General features: G+C 65.5%; 23 protein-coding genes. 12 read left to right on the forward strand and 11 right to left on the reverse strand.

Features of this window, described 5'->3' with window-relative positions:
• Window positions 1-10 precede the first annotated feature (10 nt).
• From ACRWNM_RS03130 to ACRWNM_RS03140, 3 genes are all read left to right on the forward strand, one after another.
• Window positions 11-1540, forward strand: a complete 1530-nt coding sequence (locus tag ACRWNM_RS03130; protein ID WP_431963220.1) for an alpha/beta hydrolase — start codon at window positions 11-13, stop codon at window positions 1538-1540.
• A 135-nt stretch (window positions 1541-1675) separates the two neighbouring features.
• The gene (locus ACRWNM_RS03135) at window positions 1676-3016 is read left to right on the forward strand and encodes a glutamine synthetase family protein (RefSeq protein ID WP_431963222.1); all 1341 of its coding nucleotides are present in this window, start codon (window positions 1676-1678) and stop codon (window positions 3014-3016) included.
• A 36-nt stretch (window positions 3017-3052) separates the two neighbouring features.
• Window positions 3053-6106 (forward strand): bifunctional [glutamine synthetase] adenylyltransferase/[glutamine synthetase]-adenylyl-L-tyrosine phosphorylase, encoded by a 3054-nt coding sequence (locus ACRWNM_RS03140; RefSeq protein ID WP_431963224.1) that lies wholly within the window; start codon window positions 3053-3055, stop codon window positions 6104-6106.
• A 132-nt stretch (window positions 6107-6238) separates the two neighbouring features.
• Here the strand turns inward: ACRWNM_RS03140 and ACRWNM_RS03145 are convergent, their stop codons facing one another.
• Entirely contained in the window at window positions 6239-6505 is a 267-nt protein-coding gene (locus ACRWNM_RS03145; protein ID WP_431963226.1) for a hypothetical protein, read from the reverse strand.
• Window positions 6506-6628: 123 nt separating this feature from the next.
• Here ACRWNM_RS03145 and ACRWNM_RS03150 point away from each other — a divergent pair, with 123 nt between their 5' ends.
• Both ACRWNM_RS03150 and ACRWNM_RS03155 read left to right on the forward strand, forming a co-directional pair.
• Complete coding sequence (locus ACRWNM_RS03150; RefSeq protein WP_431963228.1) at window positions 6629-7570, forward strand: endonuclease/exonuclease/phosphatase family protein; 942 nt, start codon at window positions 6629-6631, stop codon at window positions 7568-7570.
• 158 nt (window positions 7571-7728) lie between these two features.
• A complete protein-coding gene (locus ACRWNM_RS03155) occupies window positions 7729-9183 on the forward strand; it encodes a metallopeptidase (RefSeq protein WP_431963230.1) in 1455 nt (484 codons plus the stop codon).
• A 21-nt stretch (window positions 9184-9204) separates the two neighbouring features.
• Here the strand turns inward: ACRWNM_RS03155 and ACRWNM_RS03160 are convergent, their stop codons facing one another.
• The 4 genes from ACRWNM_RS03160 to ACRWNM_RS03175 all read right to left on the reverse strand — a co-directional run bounded on the left by ACRWNM_RS03160 (window position 9205) and on the right by ACRWNM_RS03175 (window position 13675).
• The gene (locus tag ACRWNM_RS03160) at window positions 9205-9672 is read right to left on the reverse strand and encodes a 6,7-dimethyl-8-ribityllumazine synthase (RefSeq protein ID WP_431963232.1); all 468 of its coding nucleotides are present in this window, start codon (window positions 9670-9672) and stop codon (window positions 9205-9207) included.
• 9 nt (window positions 9673-9681) lie between these two features.
• A complete protein-coding gene (locus ACRWNM_RS03165; RefSeq protein ID WP_431963234.1) occupies window positions 9682-10521 on the reverse strand; it encodes a lysophospholipase in 840 nt (279 codons plus the stop codon).
• Window positions 10518-11903 (reverse strand): M20 family peptidase, encoded by a 1386-nt coding sequence (locus ACRWNM_RS03170; protein WP_431963236.1) that lies wholly within the window; start codon window positions 11901-11903, stop codon window positions 10518-10520. The genes ACRWNM_RS03165 and ACRWNM_RS03170 overlap by 4 nt, the downstream gene beginning before the upstream one ends.
• 122 nt (window positions 11904-12025) lie before the next feature.
• Window positions 12026-13675 carry a CocE/NonD family hydrolase gene (locus tag ACRWNM_RS03175; protein WP_431963238.1) on the reverse strand — a complete coding sequence of 550 codons (1650 nt, stop codon included), beginning with the start codon at window positions 13673-13675 and terminating at the stop codon, window positions 12026-12028.
• 168 nt (window positions 13676-13843) lie between these two features.
• Here ACRWNM_RS03175 and ACRWNM_RS03180 point away from each other — a divergent pair, with 168 nt between their 5' ends.
• Entirely contained in the window at window positions 13844-14296 is a 453-nt protein-coding gene (locus tag ACRWNM_RS03180) for a TY-Chap domain-containing protein (RefSeq protein ID WP_431963240.1), read from the forward strand.
• Between the two features lie 60 nt (window positions 14297-14356).
• On the opposite strand, the gene ACRWNM_RS03185 is transcribed toward ACRWNM_RS03180, so the two are convergent.
• From ACRWNM_RS03185 to ACRWNM_RS03195, 3 genes are all read right to left on the reverse strand, one after another.
• The gene (locus ACRWNM_RS03185; protein ID WP_431963242.1) at window positions 14357-15400 is read right to left on the reverse strand and encodes a tyrosine-protein phosphatase; all 1044 of its coding nucleotides are present in this window, start codon (window positions 15398-15400) and stop codon (window positions 14357-14359) included.
• Between the two features lie 208 nt (window positions 15401-15608).
• Entirely contained in the window at window positions 15609-16034 is a 426-nt protein-coding gene (locus ACRWNM_RS03190) for a nitroreductase/quinone reductase family protein (RefSeq protein WP_431963244.1), read from the reverse strand.
• 170 nt (window positions 16035-16204) lie between these two features.
• The gene (locus tag ACRWNM_RS03195; protein WP_431963246.1) at window positions 16205-17023 is read right to left on the reverse strand and encodes an asparagine synthase C-terminal domain-containing protein; all 819 of its coding nucleotides are present in this window, start codon (window positions 17021-17023) and stop codon (window positions 16205-16207) included.
• Between the two features lie 610 nt (window positions 17024-17633).
• Between ACRWNM_RS03195 and ACRWNM_RS03200 the strand changes: the two genes are divergently transcribed.
• The 3 genes from ACRWNM_RS03200 to ACRWNM_RS03210 all read left to right on the forward strand — a co-directional run bounded on the left by ACRWNM_RS03200 (window position 17634) and on the right by ACRWNM_RS03210 (window position 19401).
• Window positions 17634-18278: an RNA polymerase sigma factor gene (locus ACRWNM_RS03200; RefSeq protein ID WP_431963248.1), complete on the forward strand. Its 645-nt coding sequence runs from the start codon at window positions 17634-17636 to the stop codon at window positions 18276-18278.
• Window positions 18275-18928, forward strand: coding sequence for a hypothetical protein (locus tag ACRWNM_RS03205; RefSeq protein ID WP_431963250.1), 654 nt, complete (start codon window positions 18275-18277; stop codon window positions 18926-18928). The genes ACRWNM_RS03200 and ACRWNM_RS03205 overlap by 4 nt, the downstream gene beginning before the upstream one ends.
• Window positions 18929-19008: 80 nt before the next feature.
• A complete protein-coding gene (locus ACRWNM_RS03210; protein WP_431963252.1) occupies window positions 19009-19401 on the forward strand; it encodes a hypothetical protein in 393 nt (130 codons plus the stop codon).
• 929 nt (window positions 19402-20330) lie between these two features.
• Here ACRWNM_RS03210 and ACRWNM_RS03215 read toward each other — a convergent pair.
• Entirely contained in the window at window positions 20331-20945 is a 615-nt protein-coding gene (locus ACRWNM_RS03215; protein WP_431963254.1) for a hypothetical protein, read from the reverse strand.
• 18 nt (window positions 20946-20963) lie between these two features.
• Window positions 20964-22202, reverse strand: coding sequence for a DUF262 domain-containing protein (locus tag ACRWNM_RS03220; protein ID WP_431963256.1), 1239 nt, complete (start codon window positions 22200-22202; stop codon window positions 20964-20966).
• 298 nt (window positions 22203-22500) lie between these two features.
• On the opposite strand from ACRWNM_RS03220, the gene ACRWNM_RS03225 reads away from it, so the two are divergent.
• A complete protein-coding gene (locus ACRWNM_RS03225) occupies window positions 22501-23616 on the forward strand; it encodes an MrcB family domain-containing protein (RefSeq protein ID WP_431963258.1) in 1116 nt (371 codons plus the stop codon).
• 275 nt (window positions 23617-23891) lie between these two features.
• Here the strand turns inward: ACRWNM_RS03225 and ACRWNM_RS03230 are convergent, their stop codons facing one another.
• Window positions 23892-24110: a hypothetical protein gene (locus ACRWNM_RS03230; protein WP_431963260.1), complete on the reverse strand. Its 219-nt coding sequence runs from the start codon at window positions 24108-24110 to the stop codon at window positions 23892-23894.
• Between the two features lie 677 nt (window positions 24111-24787).
• On the opposite strand from ACRWNM_RS03230, the gene ACRWNM_RS03235 reads away from it, so the two are divergent.
• Window positions 24788-25624: a hypothetical protein gene (locus tag ACRWNM_RS03235; RefSeq protein WP_431963261.1), complete on the forward strand. Its 837-nt coding sequence runs from the start codon at window positions 24788-24790 to the stop codon at window positions 25622-25624.
• A gap of 105 nt (window positions 25625-25729) precedes the next feature.
• Window positions 25730-26413, forward strand: coding sequence for a GntR family transcriptional regulator (locus ACRWNM_RS03240; protein ID WP_431963590.1), 684 nt, complete (start codon window positions 25730-25732; stop codon window positions 26411-26413).
• The last annotated feature ends 74 nt before the right edge of the window (window positions 26414-26487 follow it).

Raw genomic sequence — 26487 nt, forward strand, 5'->3', positions numbered from 1 at the left:
GGATCGAGGCATGGAATGGCGTGGGCGTGGTGTGCTGGTAGCGGCGGTGCTGGCCATGGTTGCGGCCGGGTGCACCGTCGAGCGGGCGGAGCCGAAGGCACCGATGCCTGCGCCGGAGCAGGGGTTGGAGCGGTTCTACGAGCAGACGCCGGCGTGGGGGGAGTGCGCGGGGTTCGGGGATCCGAACGACCGGTTCCCGCCGAACGCGCAGTGCGCGAAGATCACGGTGCCGATCGATTACGCGAACCCCGACGGGCCGACAGCGCAGATCGCGTTGAGCAGGATCCCCGCCTCGGGGGCGAAGATCGGGTCGCTGCTGTTGAACCCGGGCGGGCCGGGGGTGTCGGGGCTGTCGATGTCGGGGATCGCCAATCGCACGCCGCTGTCGGAGCGCTTCGATCGGGTCGGGTTCGATCCGCGCGGTGTCGGCGCGTCGACGCCGTCGATCGCGTGCCTGACCCCGCAGGAGAACGACGCGGAGCGCGCCGAGCGCCCGGAGGAGAACACTCCCGAGGGGATCGCGGCCGCACAGGCCGAGAACAAGGAGTACGCCGACAAGTGCGTCGAGCGCAGCGGTGACGAACTGCTCGCGCACGTCGGCACCCGCGAGGTGGTGCGGGACATGGACGTGATCAGGGCGGTGCTCGGCGACCCGAAACTGACCTACCTCGGCTACTCGTACGGCACCAAGCTCGGCTCGCTGTACGCGGAGCAGTACCCGGACCGGGTGCGGGCGCTCGTGCTGGACGGCGCGGTCGATTCCTCGAAGGATCCGGTGCAGGAGTCGCTGCGCCAGGCGGCGGGTTTCCAGACCGCGTTCGACGCCTACGCCCGGCAGTGTGCCGAGGAACCGGACTGCCCGCTCGGCACCGATCCGGCCAAGGCCGTCGCGCGTTTCCGCGACCTGGTGAACCCGCTGTGGGACACGCCTGCCGCGACCACCGACCCGCGCGGCCTCAGCTACAGCGACGCCATGACCGGCGTCACCCAGACGCTCTACTCCGACGACCTGTGGCAGGTGCTCACCCTCGGCCTGGACGAACTGCGCGACGGCCGCGGCGACACCCTCCTGCAATTGGCCGACATGTACGACGGCCGCCGCGACGACGGCACCTACAACAACACCCAGGACGCCTTCAACGCCATCCGCTGCGTCGACGACCCTCGGGTCACCGATCCCGCGGTGGCGGGACGCCAGGACGCCGAGTACCGCAAGGCCGCGCCGTTCCTGGACGACGGCCGCGGCACCGGCCAGGCCCCGCTGGAGGTGTGCGCGAGCTGGCCGGTGCCGAACAGCGGCAACCCGCACCGGATCTCCGTGAACGGTCTGACGAAGGTCGTGGTGGTGTCCACGACCGACGATCCGGCGACGCCGTATCAGGCGGGCGTCGACCTGGCCGCCCAGCTGGACGCCGCGCTGATCACTTTCAACGGCAACCGCCACACCGCCGCGCTGGTGGCGGGCGATCAGTGCCTGGACGACGCGGTGACCGCCTATCTGGTCGATCTGGAGGCCCCCGAGCCGGGATTGACCTGCTGACGGCTCGCCGAAAGTGCTCACCGTCACACCGCCGCGGCGGTGAGCTTCGTCCCGAATAGTCCCTCGCGCACCCGAAACGCAATCCCGAGCACGGATGTAACACGGATTTAACGCCGGATGCTTACGCTCGCGGACATGGATCGCCAGAAGGAATTCGTGCTGCGGACGCTCGAAGAGCGGGACATTCGCTTCGTGCGGCTCTGGTTCACCGACGTCTTGGGCTACCTGAAATCCGTCGCCATCGCCCCCGCCGAGCTCGAGGGCGCCTTCGAAGAGGGCATCGGCTTCGACGGCTCGGCCATCGAGGGCTTCGCCCGGGTGTCGGAGGCCGATATGGTCGCCCGTCCCGATCCTTCCACTTTCCAGGTGCTGCCCTGGGCCACCAGCAAGGGGCATCAGCACTCCGCGCGCATGTTCTGCGACATCACCATGCCCGACGGTTCGCCGTCCTGGGCCGACCCGCGCCACGTGCTGCGGCGGCAGCTGAACAAGGCGGGCGATGTCGGGTTCAGCTGCTACGTGCACCCGGAGATCGAGTTCTTCCTGCTGAAGAACGGCCCGCAGGACGGCACCCCGCCGCACCCGGCCGACACCGGCGGCTTCTTCGACCAGGCGGTACACGACTCGGCCCCGAACTTCCGGCGCCACGCGATCGACGCGCTCGAGTCGATGGGCATCTCGGTGGAGTTCAGCCACCACGAGGGCGCGCCCGGCCAGCAGGAGATCGACCTGCGCTACGCCGACGCGCTGTCCATGGCCGACAACGTGATGACCTTCCGCTACCTGATCAAGGAAGTGGCCATCGACGAGGGCGTGCGCGCCACCTTCATGCCCAAGCCGTTCGCCCAGTACCCCGGCTCGGCGATGCACACGCACATGAGCCTGTTCGAGGGCGAGAACAACGCGTTCGCCGACCCCGACGACCCGATCAACCTCTCCGAGACCGCCCGCGCGTTCATCGCGGGCATCCTGGAGCACGCGCCGGAGATCAGCGCGATCACCAACCAGTGGGTGAACTCCTACAAGCGGCTCATCCACGGCGGCGAGGCCCCGACCGCGGCGTCGTGGGGCCGGTCCAACCGCTCCGCGCTGGTGCGCGTGCCGATGTACACGCCGAACAAGGCGTCCTCGCGTCGCGTCGAGATCCGCAGCCCAGATTCCGCCTGCAACCCCTACCTGGCGTTCGCGGTGCTGCTCGCGGCCGGCATGCGCGGCATCGAGAAGGGCTACACGCTGCCGCCGGAGGCCGAGGACGACGTGTGGTCGCTGACCTCCGCCGAGCGGCGCGCGATGGGCTTCCGCGAGCTGCCAGGCACGCTCGACGAGGCGTTGCAGGCGATGGAGCGCTCGGAGCTGGTCGCCGAGACCCTCGGTGAGCACGTCTTCGACTTCTTCTTGCGCAACAAGCGCCGGGAGTGGGCCGACTACCGCAGCCAGGTGACTCCGTTCGAGCTCAAGGAGTACCTCGGACTGTGACCTGGGCGCGCGAGCCGGGCATGTAGTTTTAAGACTATGGTCCGGCCACCGTCTGCGCGCTCCGCTGTCCCCGGTGTCGGTCGGCTCGGATTGCTCGAGCCGACGGCCGCAGCTTCGCTGCGCGAATTGGGCTGGGACAACGTCGAAAGCATTCCGGTCCTCTGGGCGCTGTCCAGGGCGCCCGACGCCGACCTGGCGCTGAGCACCCTGATGCGCCTTCGCGAGGGACTCGGAAGCGACTGGGCCGCAGTGGATTCCGCGCTGCGCACCGACAAGTCCTTGCGCGGCAGGCTTTTCGCGCTGGTCGGCTCGTCGAGCGCCTTCGGCGACCACCTGGTGGCCGAGCCCGCTTCGTGGCAGCTGCTGCGCCGCGCCGAGCTGCCGACGCGCGAGGACGTGCTCGCCGACCTGCTCGACGTCGTCGACGCGGTGCCGGAAGAGGGGTCGCACACATCGAACGCAGCGACGCATCGCGACTCGATGGGCCGGGGGACAGGCGGGCTGCTGTTCCGCGCCGGCATCGCGGGGCCCGAAGCGGTGCCGCTGCTGCGCAGGCGCTATCGCGACCAGCTGATGGTGCTCGCCGCGCTGGATCTGGCGGCCACCGTCGAGAACGAGCCGGTGCTGCCGTACCAGGTGGTCGGCATGCATCTCACCGATCTGGCCGACGCCGCGCTCACCGCGGCGCTCGCGGTCGCGGTCGCGCGGGTCTGCAAGGACGGCCAGGTCCCCGTCCGGCTCGCGGTGATCGCGATGGGCAAAAGCGGTGCGTGCGAACTGAATTACGTCAGCGACGTGGACGTGGTGTTCGTCGCCGAACCCGCCGACGCGATCGCGACCCGGCTGGCGGCCGAGACGATGAGCGTCGGCAGCCTGGCCTTCTTCGAAGTCGACGCGGCGCTGCGCCCGGAGGGCAAACAGGGAGCCCTGGTGCGCACCCTGGAGTCGCACCTCGCCTACTACAAGCGGTGGGCGCGCACCTGGGAGTTCCAGGCGCTGCTGAAGAACCGTCCGATGACGGGCGATCTCGAACTCGGGCGCCAGTACCGCGACGCGGTGATGCCGATGGTCTGGACCGCCTCGGAGCGCCCCGATTTCGTCGCCGACGTGCAGGCGATGCGCCGTCGCGTGGAAGACCTGGTGCCCGCCGATCTGCGCGAACGCGAACTGAAACTCGGCCACGGCAGCCTGCGCGATGTCGAATTCGCCGTGCAGCTCCTGCAATTGGTGCACGGCAGGGTGGACGAGTCGCTGCACGTGCAGGGCACCGTCGAGGCGTTGACGGCGCTCGCCACGGGCGGTTACGTCGGCAGGGACGACGCCGCGAATCTCACCGCCTCCTACGAATTCCTGCGGCTGCTCGAACATCGGTTGCAGCTGCAACGGCTCAAGCGCACCCACACGCTGCCCGCCACCGACGACGAGGAGGGCATGCGCTGGCTGGCCCGCGCCGCCCACATTCGTCCCGACGGCAGGCAGGACGCGGTCGGCGTGCTCGGCTCCGAGATCCGCCGGAACGCGGTGCGGGTGCGGCGATTGCACGCGAAGCTGTTCTACCGGCCGCTGCTGGACGCGGTGGCCCGGATGGACTCCGACGCGCTGCGGCTGAGCCCGGACGCCGCCGTCCGGCAGCTGGCCGCCCTCGGCTACGCGGCGCCGGAGAACGCCCTCGGCCACCTCAAGGCGCTCACCGGCGGGGTCTCTCGCAAGGGTCGCATCCAGGCGCTGCTGCTGCCCACCTTGCTCGAATGGCTCGGTGACACACCGAATCCCGACGCGGGCCTGCTCGCCTACCGCCGGGTGTCGGAGGGACTGGACGACCAGATCTGGTTCCTGCGCGAGCTGCGCGACGAAGGCGCGATCGCGCAGCGGCTGATGATCGTGCTCGGCTCCTCGGAATACCTGCCCGATCTGCTGATCAACGCGCCGGAAACGATCCGCATGTACGCCGACGGTCCCGGCGGCTCGCTGCTGCTCGTCCCGCAACCCGAGGACGTCGCGCGCGGCATCCTCATGGCATCGGCCCGCTACGAGGACCCGAAACGGGCTGTGGCGGCGGCCCGTTCGCTACGCAGGCACGAACTCGCCAGGGTGGCCTCGGCCGACCTGCTCGGCATGCTCGAGGTGCCAGAGGTGTGCCGGGCGCTGTCGTCGGTGTGGGTGGCGGTGCTGGAGGCCGCGCTCTCGGCGGTGATCCGGGCGACCGAAGCGGAGACGGGAGCGTCCGCGCCCGCCGACTTCGCGGTGATCGGCATGGGCAGGCTCGGCGGGATGGAGCTCGGCTACGGCTCCGACGCCGATGTGCTGTTCGTCTGCGATCCGCGCCCCGGCGAGGACGAGACCAAGGCCGTGAAATGGGCCATCGGCGTCGCCGAGAAGGTGCAGCGGATGCTCGGCGCGCCGAGCACCGATCCGCCGCTGCACGTCGACGCGGGCTTGCGGCCGGAGGGACGCAACGGCGCGCTGGTGCGCACCCTCGCGGCCTACCGCGCCTACTACGAACAGTGGGCGCAGCCGTGGGAGGTGCAGGCACTGCTGCGCGCGCACCAGATCGCGGGCGATCAGGGGCTCGGGCTGCGCTTCCTGCACGTCATCGACAAGGTGCGCTACCCGGTGGGCGGTGTCTCGGCGGAGGCGGTGCGCGAGATCCGCCGCATCAAGGCCAGGGTGGACGCCGAACGCCTGCCCCGCGGCGCGAACCCCGCGACGCACACCAAGCTCGGCCGCGGCGGCCTGGCCGACGTCGAATGGACCGTGCAGCTCATGCAGCTGCGCCACGCTCACGAGGTGCCCGCGCTGCACAACACCTCCACCCTGGAATCGCTCGACGTCATCGAGGAGACGAAACTCCTGGACGCCGAGGACGTCGCGCTGCTGCGCGACGCCTGGCTCACCGCGACCAAGGCGCGCAACGCCTTGGTCCTGGTGCGCGGCAAGGCCACCGACCAGCTGCCCGGCCCCGGCCGCCTGCTCTCGGCGGTCGCGCGGGTGGCGGGGTGGCGCAACGACGACGGCAGCGAATTCCTCGACAACTACATGCGCATCACGCGGCGCGCGAAAGCGGTGGTGGAGCGCGTCTTCGGGGCGTGAAGCAGGCATGCCGCGCTGGAGAGCGGGCAGGGTCCCGCGAGCACGGCGCGGTGAGCGCGGCGGCCAGTGGGAGGCATTCCACGATGCGTGCGTCGACGCCGCGCCGGGAGATTCGTTCCGCGCGATGCGGCCTCAGCGGCGATGCAGTCTGTCGACGAACGCGCGCAACGCGAGCCGATCCTCCTCGGGTCCGCGACGGCCGCCTGTCACCGTCACCGTCACGGGGCTGCCCGCTGTCATCGGCAGCACGTCCCACGCCACCGGCAAGACCAGCGCGTGCACGTCGCGTCCGCCGCAGCTGACGGTGACGCGTGAGGTGTAGCGGCCCGCGAGCATCGCGAGTTCCTCAGCGTCGTCGGCCGATAGCGGTCCAGCGGCCGTGAACTCTTCGATATACATCGTGGATACCCTCGTGTCCGCGCGGCATCGGCGCCGCTCTCGCCAGTGTAGGAATTGTGCGGATCCTGTGGCGTTATGGATCGCACAAGTTTTCCGCAGGCGAAGCCGCCTAGGGTCGATCGCATGCGTGTATGGGTGAACCGGGTGCTGCTCGCTCTGGGGTGGTGCGCTCTGGCCGTCGGAATCGTGGGCGTCGTGCTGTATTTCAGCACGTGGCAGCGGCGGTTGCCGGTGCTCGTCGCCTCTGGGGCCTCGTATCTGATGCTCGGCGCGGTGGTGGGGCTGCTGCTGTTCGTCGTCGCCAGGGGATGGCGCAGCGCGGCGGCCGCGGGCGTCGTCGCGGTCGCGGTGCTGTGGACGCAGCTGCCGTTGTTCGTGCCGGACGGGCGGGCGGCGAGCGGCCCGGAGATCCGGGTGCTCCAGTCGAATCTGCTGTTCGGCGGCGCCGACCTGCCCGTGGTGGTGCGCGAGGTCCGCGAGCGTCGGGTGGACGTGCTCACGCTCGAGGAGCTGACACCCGAGTCGGCCGCGCGGCTGACCACCGAACTGGCCGGCGAGCTCCCGTACCACTACCTGGAACCGGGGAGCTGGGGATCGGGGAGCGGCATCTTCAGCCGATACCCGTTGCGCGACACCAGGAAATACGACGGCTTCGTGATGGCCAATCTCTCGGCCACGATGGAGCACCCGCAGCGCGGGCCGGTCGCGGTCTACGCCTTCCACCCGATGCCGCCGCCGCTGGATTTCGCGGCGTGGAGCGCGGAGATGCGGCATATCCGCGAAATCCTGGACGCGCAAACCGGTCCGGCGCTCGTCGGCGCGGATTTCAATGCGACACGCGATCATTCGGCCTTCCGTGATCTGGTGCGTGACCGATTCGACTCGGCCGCCGATCTGGCCGGAGCGGGCCCACTGCCCACCTATCCGACCGACCGGCCGTGGGGACCGGTGATCGGCATCGACCACATCCTGATCGCAGGCGGCACCGCCGAAGAGATGGAGAGCCTGTCCATCCCGGGCTCGGACCACCGCGCGGTGTTCGCCGTGCTGAGGTTCGACGCCTGACCGGCGCGCGGTGCGCTCGGCCCAGGAACCCAGGGCGCGCAACGCGATACGCGCGCACGGATGCCAGCGATTACCATGTGAACGCTCGACCGGCGGTGTGGGTAGACCACCGTCCGGCGGCGCGGGCGAGTGCCCGCAGGACCGGGGAGGAAGACCTGATGAGGACCAAACGGCTGCGGTTCGCCGCGATCGCGGTGCTGACGGCGGTCGGCGCGACGCTCGCCGGCTGCGGCAGTTCGCAGACCACGACGAGCTCGGAGGGCGTCACCGCCGTCGATCCGAACAACCCGTGGATGGCGGCGGGCGCGGCGACCAGCACCGGCCCGAGCGGCCCGCGCCCCGGCGTGCCGGACGCGCCGCTGACGGCGGAGAACGGCGACGGCGGACGGGTCGACCGGCTCGCCCTCAACGCCATCGGCGACATCGAAGAGTTCTGGAAGGCCGAGTACGCCAAGACTTTTCCCGGCGCCTTCAAGCCGGTGGACAAATACATCTCCTGGGACGCGCGCGCCCCCAAGGAGCAGTCGGTGAAGTTCTGCAAGGCTGACACCTACAAGCTGGTCAACGCGGCCTACTGCGGGCTCGACCACACCATCGGCTGGGACCGCAGGGTGCTGCTGCCGCTGCTGGAGGACAAGTACGGTCCGATGTCCGTGGTGATGGTGCTCGCGCACGAGTACGGGCACGCCATCCAGGGGCAGGCCAAGATCGCCGGGCTGTTCACCGGCGCGCTGGTCAAGGAGCAGCAGGCCGACTGCCTGGCGGGCGTGTTCCTGCGGCATGTCGCCGAGGGCGACGCGCCGCACTTCACCATGAACATGACCGACGGACTGGACGGCGTGCTCGGCGCCACCATCGCGGTGCGCGACACCGATCCCAGCGACCCCGACAACGTGCACGGCTCGGCCTTCGAGCGGGTGACCGCCGTGCAGCTCGGCTACACCGAGGGCGCCGAAGCCTGCAAGAGGATCGACAAGAAGGAGATCAAGCAGCGTCGCGGCGACCTGCCGGTGACCTTCGAGGTGGACGACGAGGAGAACCAGCAGCTTCCGGTGGACCAGGCCTCGCTGACCAGCGTGAGCCAGGCGCTGGCCAAGAACTTCCCGCTCACCGCCGCACCGAAGTTCGACTACTCCGGCGTGGTGCGCAACTGCTCGAAGGTCACCGCCACCGAACCGGTCTCGTACTGCCCGAGCACGAACACGATCGGCACCGACGTACCGAAACTGGCCCAGCGCGGTGGTCCGCTCGACGGCGACGCCGAGCCGCTGTCCGCGGTCGTGCAGGGTGACTACAACGCATTCGTCGTGTTCGTCTCCCGCTACATGCTCGCCGTCCAGCAGGAGCGCAAACTCTCGCTGACCGGTGCGGCGACCGCGGGCCTGCGCACCGCCTGCCTCAGCGGCGCCTTCACCACCAAGCTGAGCGAGCCGACAAGCGACCCGCGCCTGTCGGCGAACGACCTCGACGAGGCTGTCTCCGGACTGCTCGCCGACGGGCTTGCCGCCGCCGACGTGGACGGCAAGGTCGTGAAGAGCGGCTACCAGCGGCTCGAGGCGTTCCGCACCGGTGTGCTCGACGGCGAGCAGGCCTGCATGACCAAGTTCCGGTGAGCGGGTCCGCCGCGGCCGGAGTTATTCGGCCGCGGCGGGCAGCGCGCGCAGCGAGCTGAGCGTGGTCGCCAGCGCGCGGGCGGCCTCGGCGCCCTTGGTCACGAAATGCCCGGTGAAGTAGTCGACGTGCTCACTGTGCTCGTGGAAGTGGTGCGGGGTGAGCACGACGGAGAAGACTGGCACGTCGGTGTCCAGCTGCACGCGCATCAGCCCGTCGATCACGGCCGAGGCGACGAAATCGTGCCGGTAGATGCCGCCGTCGACCACCAGCGCGGCCGCCACGATCGCCGAGTACCTGCCGGTCTGGGCGAGCCGCTTGGCGTGCAGCGGAATCTCGAACGCGCCGGGCACTTCGAAGACGTCGATGGTGGCCGGGTCGAAGCCCAGGTCGGTGTATTCCGCGGTGAAGCCCTCCAGGGCCTTGCCGACGATCGAGCTGTGCCAGGTGGCGCGGACGAACGCGACGGATCTGGTCGGTGTGGTTCCCATGACCGGATCCTACGGCTCGGTGATGTGCGCCTCCAGCCATGTCACCACGTCGGTGAGCACCCGGTCCTGCTCCGGCTCGTTGAAGATCTCGTGGTAGAGGCCGTCGTAGCGGATGACGGTCAGGTCCTTCGAGGCCGCGCCGCGTTCGATCAGGTCGGTGCTGGACGGAGCCGCGAGGACGTCCGCGGTGCCGTGCAGCACCAGCAGCGGGACGGTGAGCTTGTCCAGCCGTCGCTTGACCGTGTCGGTGGCGTTGAGGATCTCGGTGCCGGTGCGGGCCGGGAGCTTGCCGCGGTAGACCAGCGGATCGGCGTCGTAGGCGGCGACCACCGCGGGGTCGCGGCTGATCATCGACGAATCCAGTGTCAGCACGCCGAGATTCGGCGTCAGCCGGGACAGCACCGGCGCAAGTAGTCGCTGTGCCGGATTGCCGACCGGAATGTCCAGCGGCGGGGCGGAGAGCACGATGCCCGCCACGTCGATCGGCCCGCGGGTGGCCAGATACAACGTGATCAGGCTGCCCATCGAGTGCGCGACCAGGAACTTCGGCACGCCGGGCTGCTCGCGGGCGGCGATGTCGAGCATGCCCTCGACGTTGTCGGCGGAGCCCGCCATGGAGCCGATGTTGGCCTTGCTGCCCGCCGACTTGCCGTGGCCGAGGTGATCGAGCGCGTAGACCGCGAACCCGGCGTCGGCCAGCCGCTTTCCGACGTGGCCGTACCGGCCGGAATGTTCGGCGATGCCGTGCACCAGCACCACCACCGCCTTGGCCGTGGTCTCGGGAAGCCATGCGCGCCAAGCGATCCGGCTGCCCGTGCCCTCGAAATCGCCGTCCTCGATGCGGGTCACCTGCGCTCCTCTCGGGTAGAACCATGCGCGAGTTCCTCGATCAGCCGCCGATTGAACTCGATGAGCCGAGCGTAGTTCACCCGGGAGATGCGCTCGTCGGTTCCGTGGATTGTCGCCAGGTCGGCCTCGGTCAGCACGATCGGCGCGAAGTTGCACCGAGTAGCGGCGAGATCGTCGTAGTGGCGCGAGTCGGTGGCGCCGGGCACCAGGCCGGTGGTGACGGCGATGCCGGGGACGATGGTCTCGGCCAGCCGGGCGACCAGCTCGAACGCGGGGCCGGGCGCAGTGGTCTGCGACGGTTCCGACGACATCCCGACCAGCTCCAGCTGCACGCCGGGATCGCGAATCACCTTGCGGCAGTGCGCGAGCACCCCGGCCACCGAATCGCCGGGCAGGATGCGGAAATTGACGAGCGCCTCGGCGCGCTGCGGCAGCACGTTCGCCTTCACGCCGCCGCTGATCACGGTGGGGGCGGTGGTGGTGCGCACCAGCGCCTCGGTCTGCGGGCGGGCGGCCATGATCCGGGTGATCATCGGCCCAGCGAGACCGGCGATCCCGAACAACCGCCTGCGGGTCTCCGGCATCACCGCGCGCAGCCGGGTGAGCATGTCGGCGATCACCGGCGTCAGCCGCAGCGGCATCGGATGATCCTGGATCCGCCCCACCGCCCTGGCGATCCGGCCGACGGCGGTCTGCCTGCCCGGCATCGAGGAATGCCCGCCGGTCTGCTGCACCTGGAGCCGCACGGTGGCATAGCCCTTCTCGCCCAGCATGATCGAGGCCACCGGCCGGTCGACGCCGTCGGCGACGCCCTCGGTGATCACGCCGCCCTCGTCCAGCAGCAGCTCCGCGCGCACGCCGTGGCGGCGCAGATGATCCGCCATCCGGACGGCTCCCTCGTCGCCGAAGATCTCCTCGTCGTGCCCGAAGGCGAGGTAGACGGTGTGCCGGGGTCGCACGCCTTCGGCCAGCGCGGACTCCACCGCTTCCAGAATGGCGATCAGCCTGCTCTTGTCGTCGATGGCGCCGCGACCCCAGACGAACTCGTCGTCCACGACGCCGTCGAAGGGGGGATGGGTCCAGCGTCGTGCGTCGTCGACCGGCACCACGTCCTGGTGGGCGAGCAGGATCGCGCACACAGGTCCCGGTTCGGCGCCGGGCCAGCGGTAGAGCCTGCTGTGGCCGAACAGCTCGAGCTCGAGCTCGGCGTGCACCAGCGGGAACGAGCGCTCCAGGTGCGCGGCGAGCTGCTCGAAGGCGGCGTCGGCGGCGTCGGCGGCGCCGGTCGAGTCCTCGGTGGACACCGTGGCGCAGCGCAGCGCCGCGGCGAGCCGCTCGGCGACGAGGTCGTCGACCCCGGCGGGGGTGGTCTCTGGCGTCATCGGGCACCGGTCGGGGGCGGCGTGTTCGTGAACATCACTGCATTCTTCAACACGGGCGGCGGCGACTGGGACAGGTCGGTCGGCTCGCCCCTTCGCGCGACCGGGACGGACGGCTCGCTTCGTCACCGCGCGGCGGGCAGGTCGACGGAGGTCGCCGGGTCGTTCAGGATGTCGGGACCGAGCTGGAAGCTCTTCTCGACGCGCCACCTGGCGTGCATGTCGGGCGTGCCGCCGGTGAGGTCGGGGCTGCGCGGGGCGGTGAGCACGGGCAGTTCCACGTAGGCGGCGTGCACGGTGACCGCGGCATTGCTCGGCGCGTGCGACCAGACGTCGTCGACCACGTCGGTGATCTTCGCGCCGAGCCGATGGCCCGCGGCCAGCGGCCAGTCCTGGGCCAGCAGCCGGAGATCGACCTCGGGGCGCACCGGGGCGATGCCACGGGTGACGATGGTGGCGCGTCCGTCCGGCGCGATGTCGTAGAGCTCGACGGCGACCGTGGCCGACTCGGGACCGGTGAGCCGCAGCGCGGCCGTCGCCATGCCGGACAGGTGCGTCGGTTCCGCCGACGGCTGTGACACCGACCAGATCTCGCGATCGCGGCCGGGCAGCAGACCGCGATCGATATAGGAACCGGTCCGCAGTGGCAGGACGATGCGCGCCGAATCCGCAGGCGGCCACGCCGTTTCGGAACGCCAGCCGCCGTCGAACTGGCCCACCCTGACCCGGGGGCCCGGCACCTCGACGTCCTTGCCCGCCACGTGCCGGTCGAAGAACGCCATCAGCTCGGCGTCGAAGAAGGATGTGCCGCATTTGGCGTGGCAATCGGTGTGGCCCCACTGGCCGAACCAGGCGCGGTGTTCGCCGGGGCCCAGGCCCTGCCACATCTCGAAAACGCGGTCCGGCCGGGTGTTGGCGTCGAGGAAGCCCTGGCTGACGAACAGCGGAATGGTGGTGCCGCGCAGGTCGTCCACGAGGTCGCGCTCGCGCCACCCGGGGTTGGCCGCGTCGTGGTCGGTGGTGAGGTCGACGTAGCGCTCGGCGCAGCCCGGCGGCATACTCACCGCGTTCGCCTGATACTCGGGCGAGTCGTCCCAGTGCGCCGGGGTGGAGGCGATGGCGAGATGCTCCAGCCCGACCTGGTCGGCGGGCCGGATGCCGTTGTCCGTCACCGGTTTTCCGGAGAACTTCCACGAGACGCCGCGCATGTACAGATACGAGTACGGGTCCACCACCGGCGCGAACGCGGCCACCGCGGCCAGGCCCTTGGGTTTCGCCGCGAGCGCGAGCATGCCCGTCCACGCCTCGTAGGAGGTGCCTGTCATACCGACCCGCCCGGTCGACCATGGCTGCGAAGCGGCCCATTCCACCGCGGTGACCACATCCGACCGTTCGCCCGGCCCGCCGTAGTCCGGGCAGCCGTTCGAGCCGCCGAACCCGCGCAGATCCACCAGCACGTAGGTGTAGCCCGCGCGCAGCGCCTCATCGGCCGGCAGGTTCTCGACGGACGGGCCGCCTTCCGGGAGCGGGTGGGTCAGGTAGGCCAGGTGCGAGCGGTACGGGCTCACGGTGAGCAGCACCGGCGTCTTGGCGTCGTCGGCGAGGCCGGGCGGGCGCAGCACGTCCGCGTGCAGGCGGGTGCCGTCCGGTGCGGTCAAGTAGGTCTGCCACCACGTGAACGGCACGCTGGGCGGTTCAGCCGCCACGGGCGTCGCCACCCCCAGCATCAACGCCACCCCGGCCGCCACCCGCGCCACCACAGAACCCACTCGCACCAGAGGACTATGGTGCGTCACCTGGGCTGCCGTCCAGCCCCGGAATCTGGGGTGCGATCGGCCGGTCGTCGCGAACACTCCCCAGGCTCTGCCCGCCACGAGGATTCGCCTGGTGTCTCAGGCAGGTCGGCGTATGATCGGGCCCTAGTGCGATCGACCGGGGGAAATATGACCGAGCCGGTGACCACGGATTGGGACCGATTCGTGCAGGCGCTGGCCCGCTGCCTGGCCCAACTACCCTCGCGCGCCACGCTGATCATCGCCGCACCCGGCAATCGCTACGTCCAGTTCGTGCAATTCGACATCAAGTTGTCGGCCGAACTCGCGGGCAATCGCTATCTGGCCCAGCCGATGTCCGCCGACGCCGAGCGGATGCTGCGCGAACTCGGCTGGCAGGCACCGGTTTCCCGGCTCGAGATCGACAACTGGCAACGCAGCCTGTTCTGGCCACTGGCCGAGCACGTCCTGGTCGAATTCTCTCGATCCGTCGCTCTCGGCTTGCAACACGCGCTCGGCGTGCGCGCGCCGAGCGAACTGCGCGCCATGGGCTGGACCGAGGCGTCCGGCGATCTGGATCTCACCGTCCTCGGGCTCGTCCCGAAACCGAGCACCGACAACTGAGACCTCGGAACAGCGCCGAGCCCCCGCCACCTCGGGTGGCGAGGGCTCGGATCAGAGGTTTCAGCTGACCAGGTTCTTGCGCAATTTCAGGATCGTGCCCGGATCCAGCCCGAGGCCCTGGGTGAGGAACTTTCCGAAATCGCCGTAGCTCTGTTCCATCTGCTGGATGGCGGCGTCCAGGTAGGCGTCCCGCACCTCCTGCAACGGGATCAGCAAGTCCGGATTCTGCATCAGCCCGGCGCGTTTCACGTCCTCGCGCAGCTTGGCGTCCGCGGCGGCGCGGTACTGGTTGGACAGCAGATAGTCCTGCCGCGCGGTGCCTTCCGGCACGCCGACGGCGCGCAGCACCACATAGGTGAGCCAGCCGGTGCGGTCCTTGCCCGCCGTGCAGTGGTAGAGCGTGGCGCGGTCGGAGTTCGCCAGGTCGCGGATCGTCTGCCCGAAAGCGTTGCGCGAGGCCTCGTTCAGGAAGCTGCGATACACCCCGGCCATGATCTGCTCGGCCCGCCCGTTGCCCAGCAGCTCCTCCTGCTTCTGCGGATCCCGCGACTGGATCGCTTGCAGCATCTGCTGGAACAGCCCGGTGTCGTCGATCGGTCGTGCGACCGCCGAAACACCCGCGGGCAGCTTGTCCTTCCCCGCGAACTGCACCTCGGCCGGTGTCCGGAGATCCACCGCCGCCCGCAGATTCAGCGTACCGAGCTTCTGCACGTCCGCATCGGTCAGCTTCTCCAGCGAATCGGCCCGAAACGCCTTGCCGGACTTGACCCGAGCCCCGTCATACGTCCGATACCCGCCGATATCCCGGACATTGACGGCCCCCTGTAACTCGATGCGAGCCGCCGCCTCCACGGTCGGCTCGGCCATCGCACTGGGCGCAGCAGGGGTCGACACCAAGGCCAGCGCACTGAGCGCCGCACCGATGAGAGCAATGAATGAAATCTTCATGCCGGGCGACACTAGAACGTGTTCTAAGGGAGTTCTCAGGTTCGTCTCGGTCCACCCGGTGAGCGGGATTTCCAATCCGCCCAACGGGATCCAGGGTTTCCGGCCGCAGCTCCCGCGAATTGCTTCGGCGCAGCTGTCGGCAACCTCTTGCTGCACAAGGCGATTGTGTGGTGAGCGGCCCGTAGTCGTAGTTGCCACCTCGTTGCCGGAGCGTTCGAAGTCGAGCGCGCACTTGGTCGAAATCGTTGCTGCTGAAGTCGATCACGTACTTTTCCGGCTCGACGCTGCGGGCATCTTCGGCGCGTTCGGTCCGTCTGCCGAGCGCTCGGGCTGCGATGCGACAGCAGTACGCAGTAACTGCCGGTTACGGCGTCAACAGCACAAGCGGGATCTCCCTGGAAGTCCTTCGCTGGAAACGGTCGTACCCCTTCCATGTCTTACACACGCGTGGCCACAGCGCCGCGCGTTCGTCGGCGGTGGCTACGCGCGCGGTCATCGACTGTTCGGGACCGTGCTGCACGGACACCCTGACCGCCGGCGTCTCACGCAGATTCAGAAACCACTCCGGATGCGCGGCATCACCCGCCCGCGACCCGACGATCACGATCGTGTCGCCCTCGACGATCGGAGTCATCAGGACCACGGTGTGCTCCCGCCCGGACTTGCGCCCGATCGTTGTGAGCTCGAGCGTCGGCATCCCCGCCACTTTTGTTCCCGCCCGTCCGTGGCTGAGCGCGAGCAGGCGGCGGTGCGCCCAGTTCTGGACCTTCAGTCGAATTGTGTTCGCCATGGCAATCGGGGATTCCGGCAGACGGAGGCTCCCCCTCCTCACTACGCTCTAACACGTCCGTCCCTTCACGGTACCGAAACGGGCCAAGCCCCGGCGTCGAAGCATTGCCGAGGCGCGCTCTCCCGTTCTCGCCGGGCTTTCGGCATGGCATGTGCCCCCGATTGGCGGCCCTAGCGGTTCTCGAGGATGGAGAGATACAGGCGGGTCGCGACGGCCTCCGCGTCCTCGGTGCGCGGGTCGGCGTAGGTCTGCGCGCCCGGCAGATTCGCGGCATAGGTACGGGCAGCGGCGGCGAGAACGGACATGAGGCCGGAGGACCGCTGAATGGGCGACTTCGCAGCCCAAGCGAGAGACTTGACCTCGGCGGGCAGCTGTCGATCGGCAGCGATCCGCAATGCGAGCTTGTCCACCTGCCGGCCATCATGCGCGCCGAAAAGCACTGGCGGCGCGAACTGTTCGGCGGCATGCCACCAGCGCACGGTCTGGAAGACGTGGACGAGCCGATCGGCACGGTCATCGAGAAGCGCCGAATAGAAGTGCGGAACCAGACGCGCTTCCCGGAAGTTCGCCGCCGACTCGGCGCGGATGAGCTGATCGAGCTCCACGCGCGCCTCATCGGATCCCACCGCGTACGACAGCTTCCGTCCTCCACCGAAGATCGCGTCCGCGCCACTACCTGTGAGGATCGCCCCGAGATCGTCGATGATGTCGAGGCGGCGGCGGGCAGCGAGAATCGGTATCCCAGCGGTGACTTCCCACAGTTCCGACGTCCCGAGTCGCGCCATCACATCCCGCGCGAGATCGACGACCTCAGCCGCCGAAAGCCGGACGATATCATGGCGAAGCCCCAGCGCCTTCGCCGCGGCGGCCGCATTGCCTTCGTCGGACTGCCCTTCGGTCACGATCGTGATCGCGATCGGTCGCATCCCGAGTGAAACCGCCACGGCCGCAACGTATATCGAATCAACACCACCGCTCAGCAGCACCATCGGTGTGCCGACGAACCTGTCCAAAACCGCCGCGATGCGTGAGCGAGTCTCAGCGGCAACGATCTTCGCGGCTTCCTCTGGATCGGTGACGACTCGCGCCCCTGGATTCGGCTGCGCGATCACGTCACCGAGCAGATCGGTGACGAACTGAAGCGGTTCGGAGGTCTGCGGCGCCCAGCTGGCTACATCGGTCATGCCACCGTTCTAGCTGCGCCGACCCAGAAGTGCTTAAGCTGTCGTCGAGTGGTTCCGAACTGAGCTCTCATCATCACTACGCTGGAGTTATCTCGCGGTTCCGGCGTGTCGGCGTGGTGGTCCAGGGTGTGTCTCAACATTCGCTCCCAGTTCTGCGACTACTAGGTATGACGCTAAAGCGGGTTACCGGAAGGCGGCGTGCAACGGCGCGCCAGCCAGTGTGGTGTTCTACGTGCGTTCCACTGCCGACCGTGGCCGGTGCCCAGTTAGCACGCTGGTTCCAGCGTCTAACGCCACATGACCGATCCTGGAGCGTCGACGTCCGGTATCACTACCCCCAACGCTTGGGCGCTAACCACACATCTCTCCTTGAAGGCTGGGAGACGACAGGTGTCGGTTGGGGGATGTCTGCAAGATGACCGATTCTTCAGTCAATCGAGGATCCGCCGAAGCGCAGCAGAGATTCGAGGAGATCTTTCGTCGCCATTCGCCCGCCGTGTTCCGGTATGCCCTCAAATCGCTGAGCGGGGACGCAGATCGTGCCAACGAGATAGTTCAAGAGGTTTTCACCGCAGTTTGGATTCAGCTCGACCGCGATTTTTTGAAAATGTCCGACTACTCGACGCTACCAATGATAATGAAGATTGCCACGCGCCGAGTCGCAGATTGTGTGCGCCGGCGCCGAAAGAACGTCATTCTTGTACCGGATTATGTAGACGATCAAGTCTCACTGCTCGCGCCACATGGAAGAATAAATCCGCTCGACCTGATGCTTAGTGAGCTGGATCTCGAACACTTCCGAGACATGCTGCTAAATGAGCTTACCGATAACGAGTATCAGGTAGCGCTCATGTCGTGGGAGCTCGGGTTCAGCGACTCCGAGATTGGGGAGGTCATGGGAATTCTTACCGTGACCGTGCGATCGCATAAAAGCAGGGCGCGCGCCAAAGTCCACGCCATCGTTGAACGAGGTGACCATCGTACAGACAATTCAAAAGAAAATTTAGGAAGAAATTCCTCAAATTTGAGGAAGAGTAGCGGAGGTGAAGTAATAGCATGAATATTGGAATGGAAAGGAACTGTAACGGTTCGGTTGACGATTACGAAACAAGCCAAGCGTGCGTCGATGATGCACAACACAATACGGAAGTGCAGTACGACGTTGAGGCCGGCCTTAAGCAGCTACGGCGACGGCTCGGCTTTCATTACCAGCCAGAGAATTTGTGGGCAGGCCCCGCGCGGAATGCAAACGGGAGAACTGTCGAATCGGTGCCGACGGTTGCAGCTGACACTCCGAGAGAATCAGCGGACAGTCGACGCCGCGAGGTCGTTGAACGCATCGAGGGCCTGATTATCACTCCTCTCAAGATATCGAGCGTGATCTCGCCGGAAGTGGCCGTCCGTCTGGGCGATGGGAACAATGGAGAGCGGTGGGCTCTCAGTTGGTTACCTAAGACAGTTCTCACTCGGCGGCAGGCGATAAGCGCGATGGTTATCGATGAAATTCTTGCCGATCCGAAGGAACTTGACAGTGCCGCGATCATTTCTATTCTTCGTGAGCTTTCAGAAGACCTGGGGATGTCGCTGGAGAATATGCTCTTGAAACTCTCATCAATAAAGACTGATTGCTATCCTCGTATGCCTCGCAATGGTGTTTCGAGGCAGTCGCTGTCGTTGACGGTGGATGCGGAATCGGAGATTGCGCAATAAGGCCATTGGTAATTTCACTAACGCGGTACTGTGAATAGTGGCGGGGAGCCGATAAAAAGGGTCATGCTCACGAGAGAATCTTGCATTTTGTCGCGCGCAGCAACGAAATCGTCAACGTAACCTGCCACGTTTGCGCAAGAATATCGGATATTCTCAACCTTTCATTTGCAACCAATAGAAATGAGCGCCAAGCGATGCCGCACTCTTCTAATAATTTCTTGCCCACTTTGCCGGCTGCCGGTAGTTGCTGTCCGGAAATGCGCGGCAATAGTCCGGTTCTTGATCTCATCGTCTTGGTTTTGACTATCTCTGCGTCGGTTACGATCGTCGTGGTGGGTGATGCCGATGCGACGGTCGTAGCGGCAGTCGGTGGGCTCATTGGCATTGTTTTCGGCGTGTGGCGGAAGCGCGATGCAAAGGAGTCTGCACCGGTCCGCCCGCCGAGCAATCGCGGTCGAGTTGACGCGCCTTGAAACTCAAATGCACTCGGTTTGATAGAAATTCGATTACATTCGCTGCTTTATGTAATTGTCGAACGCTGGGTGCGCTGACCGGGGGGGTCGGCTTCCCGCCAGGTGCGCTTGGGGTCGGTGCGGCCCTCGTCGGTGATAGCGTGGGTGGCCAAGTTGAAGAAGGCGCGCCCCCGACGCCGATCTCGATCCCGCGTGCGCTGACGTTGCTGTTGTCGGCGGCGCACAAGAGGTGGCCGAATGATCACATGGTGAGCAACCGGGGAAGGCAAGCCGTTGCCGCCGTGGATCATCGAACGGCGGTCCGCGAATTGTGACAGGCGGGGCGGTGCCGGGTCTGCCCGATGAGTTCAGCTTCCACGATCTGCGGCACCTCTCCGCGTCGCTGCTCATCTCCAAGGGGCCGACCTCAAGACGGTTAAGGCACGGGTTCTCCACGCCAGCGCCAAGACGACCCTCGACACCTGCGGGCACTTGTGGCCGGACGCAGACGAGTCCACGCGCTTCGCAATCGGTGAAGTGATCGCGAAGCGGGCGGACTCGTTGAAACCGACTGCGGACGAGCTGCGGACGGACTGCGGACGGCGAGCCGGAGCTCGATTCTCTGTCCCAAAACGGGACGAGCCCTCCCGCACCGAAGTGCGGGAGGGCTCGAAACGCCTTGCCGTACGACGACTTACACGTCGAAGTAGAGCTCGAACTACTCACTAGGCGTTTGCCGTTGCTGGCAAGGTTGGCCTGACGCCACCGACCAGCGGGTTTGCCGCTGGTTGCGTTGGCTGGCGAATACTGTTCGCGGAGCTACTGCGTACCTACTGCGTACCAGACGGGGCTACTCGACAGGCGGCGCTGTCGGCAGGAGCTCGTGCGGGGACCGTGCGCGACGTCTGGGTCCAGGATGCCGCACTCAAGAAGCCAGGGCACGGCGACGTCTACGCGATTGGTTGACATGCGCAATCAAGTGCTTCATCGAGTTCGACAAGCAAGCTCATCAAGTTGTCGATGACCAACCACTCTTCCTGAGGCTCGACTAGTTGTCTGGCGCGATTCACTCTGGTGTGGGCCGCCGGATTTCGATTGTCGGCCACGGAGTCCAGACGGTCGAACAGTTGAGCATGCTTGTCGAGGTCGCCATTTCGGAAGCCTAGCGGTATCAGGAGCCCTTTGAGCTTACTGCCATTGATGCCGTGGTTCTTACTCACAAGGTTTCGATACCGTTCAATCGCTTTGTCGATACTGTCAGAGCTCATATATTCCGAATTTTCGACGGGAATAGGAGATTGGCTACTAACTGCATTCCAGACCAGCAAGCACTTTGAGGCGCGGGTGGGCCGACGCTTTCTGTGTTCGGTTGCAGCGATAGCAGCAGTCTCTGCGCATCGGCTTTCGAGGAAGTGTTCCAAATGAGCGCTGGCAAGCAGTCGAAAACCTAACGCGCGCTGATGATCAGCCGCGGTGTATCGAAAGTCGTCCCTTCGTTCAGCGATAAGGCTTGTTTTCAAGACTGAAATCTGCTGCTTGAAAGATATAAAGAGCGGTGATGGCACTATTTCACCGATCCCGCATTAATGCTTCGGAGCATGGGCGATAAGGGTCTCGGCCCTCCTTACTACACTTAGACTGAGCCCTGTTTCCTCTTCCACGGCGCGGCCAAAAGAAATGATCCGTCGCGCAGTAGCCCGAGGGGTCTTCGTCGTCGACTTCAGTGCATCGGAGAATTCGGTGTCCCGGAGGCAGAGTTCTTCGAACCGGTGCTTAAAGGTGTCGCGATGATCTTCTACGATGCTATCGGTTACCTCGGGCGACGAAAGGACCATGCACATCAGGTCGAACACTGCGACATTAAACCGACGAACATATTCAGGATGTTCGCCGTCGATGTAGCGGAGGAAGGTGTTTCCTGCGCCGAAAATCATCTCAGTTCGTTCAATCGACTTTTCGGTAGCCGCGGCATGCTTCTGATACTCTTCTCTCCGGCTCGCCCAATTAGCGTTTCCGTTTTCGCACATTCGATCAAGAAATTCGCGCAGGTTTCCGTCGTAGCTCTCGATTGCTTCCTGGAAAGCGATGCTACGGAGCAGTAGTTCGGCATCTCGCATGCGGAAATCTTCTCGCTTCAGTCGCCGCGCTCGTTGAATCGCCGAACTGTTAGCGGACGTCTCATTAATCCAAGTTGAGAATTCGCCAGGGAAGAGAGCTTGGCGCAGTTCTTGCGGCGACAATGGCAAGCTTCCCTGGTTCAGTCGGCGGAAAACTTCATACAGGACTTCAGTTTTACCCCAATTTCTAACGACGATAGTGCGCACTGGTTGATTCAAGAAGCTCTCAGCCCATTCGGCGGTTTCACTCGATTTTTGGATCTGGTCAAACTTCTTGCCGTTAAGCTGCTCCAGGAAATTCAGTTTGCGGAGCCTGAACGCCCGAAATTGGCCATCAGGTGCCCCAAACTGTTTCATTGTAACGAGGCGCTGTTTTCCATCCAAGACGATGAATCGTTTAGAGTGCTTGTCTTCCGCCAATACCACTTGAGGAACTGGGAGGCCAAGCATCAATGATTCGATGTACCGACTCTTCCGCTCCGCGTTCCAGGCATCACGTCTCTGGAAAGCGGGGTTGATGTCGAAAGTGCGTCCGATTCGATCTAAAAGACTTTGAACGCTCCAGTCCAGTGTGTACAACAGGACATCCTGAACGTCCTCTGCGGTAAGTTTGCCATCACCCTCGGACTCGTCGACGAGCTCGTCAGGGAGTTCGTCCACGGCATCGCTCTGTACGTCGTCGCCGTCGAGGTCCAGTTCGGTCACAGCCCCACCTTCCTATTATGTTGCGCTCTGTCGCAACGACAATAACTCTGATCTCCGGTCAGCTGTAGCGGTTTCTTTGCGCGCACCAGCAGCCTGATCGGCCCCCTACGTCATGAACGGCGGTCCCTACTCTGAGCCGGCGCATGCGAGACTGGCGATCGGTCGAGGCGGCGGGAACACGGGTCTTCAGCTCGTTCGCCCTGGACGGCTTCGCCTCGGCGGCAACTCGTTACGGGGCACTCGACCCGAGGGGGCCTTCCCCACGGCTGTCGGTGGCAGGGGTGTACAGTCTCGAAACATGTTGGGGGATGGTCTCGATGAGGTGCTAAAGCTCCAAGCCCACCGCACCGCTGCGCTCGCTGATCTCTCCATGCAACGGCGAACCGCGATCGTTGAGCGGGAGATTCCACAGCTGCTCGAACCGTGGGTCGCGGCGGTTTTTCCGACATGGAGCGCAGAGGGCAGCGGCGGCAAGGGTAGCGCCTCGGAGGTTCCATGGAGTCGTTACTTCGATCCGGAACTTAGTCCGAGTGCAACCGTCGGCTGGTATGTCGTCTATTTGTTCAGCGCGACGGGCGACGCTGTATATCTGTCATTGAATCAGGGCACCACCACATGGAGCACCGCGATCAAAGACTTTGTGCACCGCCGGCCTGCCGATCTGCTACGGCGGGTGGAATGGGCCCGTTCGGTACTTGCCGCAGATAAGGCTGAGCTCGGTGAATTCGAAGATGTCACCGACTTGGGTCGCAATCGGCTGGCACGTGGCTACGAATTTGGTAACGTTCATGCGATCCGATACGCAGTTGGAGAGATCCCGCCCGATGAGAAGTTGCGTGCAGACTTCGTCGAGATTGGCAAACTGCTTGGGAAGTTGTACGCAGCGGATGCGGCGACCGCATATCTTCCGGGTGACGAGCCTCCGGAAATTGCAGATGCTGATCATGCTGTCGAGGAAGCTGCCGGCAATGCTCGTCATCGCCCAAAGTCCGGCCAGGGTTACCGTCTGAATACTGCTGAAAAATTGGTGATTGAGAAGCATGCAGTCGCCGTTGTCCGAGAGCACTTCGAAGATTCGGGATACAAGGTGCGCGACACTGGCGCAACTAAGCCTTACGACCTGCTAGCTACGAAGGAAGGTGAGACGGTCTACGTCGAGGTGAAGGGCACTACCTCGCCTGGTGACGAGGTAATCCTTACTCGTGGCGAGGTGGAACACCACCGAGAACACTATCCGAACAATGCTCTGGCGGTTCTGCATTCGATCCACCTTGACCGCAATGGTCTCTCCCCAATCGCTTCGGGTGGTATTCTCGCCGTCACGCACGAATGGAAGATCGAAGACGATGCCTTGACTCCGATCTCCTTCCGGTATGAAGTCCCGAAATCGTCACTGCCTACCGATACGGAGTAGGGCTCAGTTCTCTCGGTTCTTATAGATAGACGGCAAGGACTGAATGGTAAACCATACTCTGAGCGGTCGCGACTGACGAATACCGGTTGACCAGGGGCGCGTGCTCGCTACGGTCTGCTCCGGAGGCAGGTCAGTAGTTGTTGGGCTGGTCTTGGCCGGTCAGTTGGCTTCGGTGTTCTCGCGTTTCAGTTCGCGTTGATCCAATGGTGTCTGGAGTGGTTATATCACTAGTGTTTCCTCGACCTCATGGCTGAAAGTAGCTCGCTTCACTCGACCTACGTGAGCTGGCTGGCAAGGCTCACCAGCATTCCAACGACAGTGATCGCGCCGCCCCAAATTGCTACCTTGAAGTCCTTTCCAGCGCTGACGTTCAGATCCGATTTGAAGGTCTCCAGCGCGTCAGCGACAGCAGCGTCCACGTCGGATGCACTAATGCGCGGTGCTCGTTCGACTCTGGCGACGTATTCGTGCAGCTCTGTGATGGCTTCTCGCATGTTACGGGTCTCCGCTGCGAGGCCTTCGATCTGCTGGTCGACTCTCCTCTTGGCCCTGGCGTGGGTGTGCGCGGGACTCTGCCGGGACAACGCCGGGACTGTGCCGGGACTCGCCAACTCCCGGCGCAGTCCCGGCGGCATTCGCACGAAACCCTAGATGAGCTGCGGTGTTTGGCGCTACCCCTCCCCGCTCGGCTTCCCAACTCTCTATGGCTTCGCTGTTCATAGAGAGTTGGGAAGCCGAGCGGGGAGGAACAACACCAAACAAGGGGGAAGTGAGGAAGAAGTGAGAAGTGAAGGGGAGAGAACCACAAAGAAGTAACCACAATGAGGGGCTGGGCTGGCAGAGTGGTTGCGCTGGGGGAGCGCCGGTTGCGTTCTCGACGCGCTTGGGTGTGTGGTTGCGGTAAGTGGGGCGGCTGCGGTTGGGCACGCGACTAATCGAGCGGGGCAATTCGGATACCGCAGTCCGTCCTGTACGCGACCGAGCGCCCGGGGCCGGAAGGTGGTGCAGTGCGGTCAGCGGGCGTGTCGATGGGGACCACAACGAGGAAGTGGTGCCCGTCAGCGTCGACTCGCGGCCTACCCCTGACGGCGCAAACCGACGCCAGTCGGCGAAGCGCCGACCTCCGCTGTTCCAGCAACCCCTGTGGGCCGCAATCGGCACAATCGACCGTGTGACGGGATTCCTACTGACGCCAGAGCGTCGAGACGAGCTAGCCGAGCTGCTCGACGACCAAGAACGTTTCCGCACCGAGCATCCGAGGGTCGCCGACTACCTCGAGACCTCCCCGAGGTTGCCGGGGACTGGCGACGATGACGCCGATCGGGCGTTCGATCTGCGAATGCTCCACTACATGACCGGCGGCGAGAGCGAAAACCCGTACTGGGACATCGTCGCGCCGGCCGTCGTCGCGCCAGCCGGAGGTCGGCAGCGCCGAGAAGTCAACGGGGGGAGGCCAAGCGGGAGTGCCCGTCTCGCGTTCGCACAGACGGTGCTCCAGGAGGCATATGCGTATGCGATCCCATCTCCTGAAACGCTCGCGTGGATAGGCAGGGTCCGCAATGGCCGCAGCCTGCTCGAGGTTGGTGCGGGGCGCGGGTACTGGGCAGGCCAGCTACGGCGACTCGATATCGAGGTGCTTGCGTACGATTCGGAGCCGCCCGACCAAGTGGATAACGTTTCGTTCCGGGGCGGCGCCGTGTGGGGCCATGTCGGCGATCTCGACGAACTCGCGGCGGCACGCACGGAGGGTGCCGAGTCCGACTGCGTGCTGTTCCTCTGCTGGCCGCCCGGTTGGGGCGATCCGATGGCGCTCGAAGCGCTTGAGTCGTATGAGCGTGCTGGCGGGGATCGGCTGATCTACATCGGCGAGGCGCGCGGCGGAAAGACGGGCACCGACGGCTTTTTCGACAAACTCGCGACGGAATGGAATCTCGAAGACGAAGACACTCAGTTCGTCACATGGTGGAACTTGCAGGACCATGCTCAATGCTGGTCGCGCCGAGGGTAAAGGAGGGTAACTCGGCAAATAGCCCGGAATAGTTGTCTGTATACGCAGTTGCGTATACAAAGAGTGGGCGGTTTTTCGAGTTCTCAACTATTGAAGGGGTTTCATATGTCAGAGCCAGCATATGTACGGATTGCGGGGGAGTACGCCCGGCAGATCCGATCCGGTGAGCTCCCTCCTGGGACGCAGCTGCGTAGCTACTCCGAGCTGGGGGAGCGCCACGGCGTTTCGCAGATCGTGATCCGCAAGGCGGTCGAGCTGCTGCTCGGTCAGGGGCTTGTCCGGAGTGTGGCGCGCCGCGGTGTGTTCGTCGCGGACCGGCCGAACCTCACCCGGGTGTCGCCTGAACGGCAGTTCGAGAGCCCCGAGACGACGTTCGAGAACGAGTCCGTCGAACCCGTGGAGGTCGAGCGGGATACCGCGACGATCGCGGCGACGGACGCGCTGGCCGAAGCGCTTGGCATCGAGGCTGGCGCCGACGTGACGCACGTGATCACGCGCGCGAGTGAGGGAGGGCGCCCGATCTCAGTCTCGGACAGCTATCAGCCGTTGGGTGCGGCAGATGTCGAGACCGCCGCATTCCTCGAGGAAACGATCGCTGACGCTCTGCCGGAGGAGCGTCATGCCGAGTGGCTCCGCACCCCATCTGGTGAGCTGGTCAAGTCCGTGTATCAGCGCTACCTCGACCGTGACAACCGTGTGCTGATGATCTCCAAGGTCTCGTACCCGCGCGATCGCTACGACTCCTTCCTCTTCCGGATGGCGCTCGACCCCGAGGGCGCCGCCTCCTAGCTCAGGGATTCCCTGCCAAAGGGCCCGATCGGGTAACTGATCGGGCCCTTTGTCATGTCCGACGGGCGCTGTGT

Source organism: Nocardia sp. bgisy134 (assembly GCF_965341865.1).
Classification (GTDB): Bacteria; Actinomycetota; Actinomycetes; order Mycobacteriales; family Mycobacteriaceae; genus Nocardia.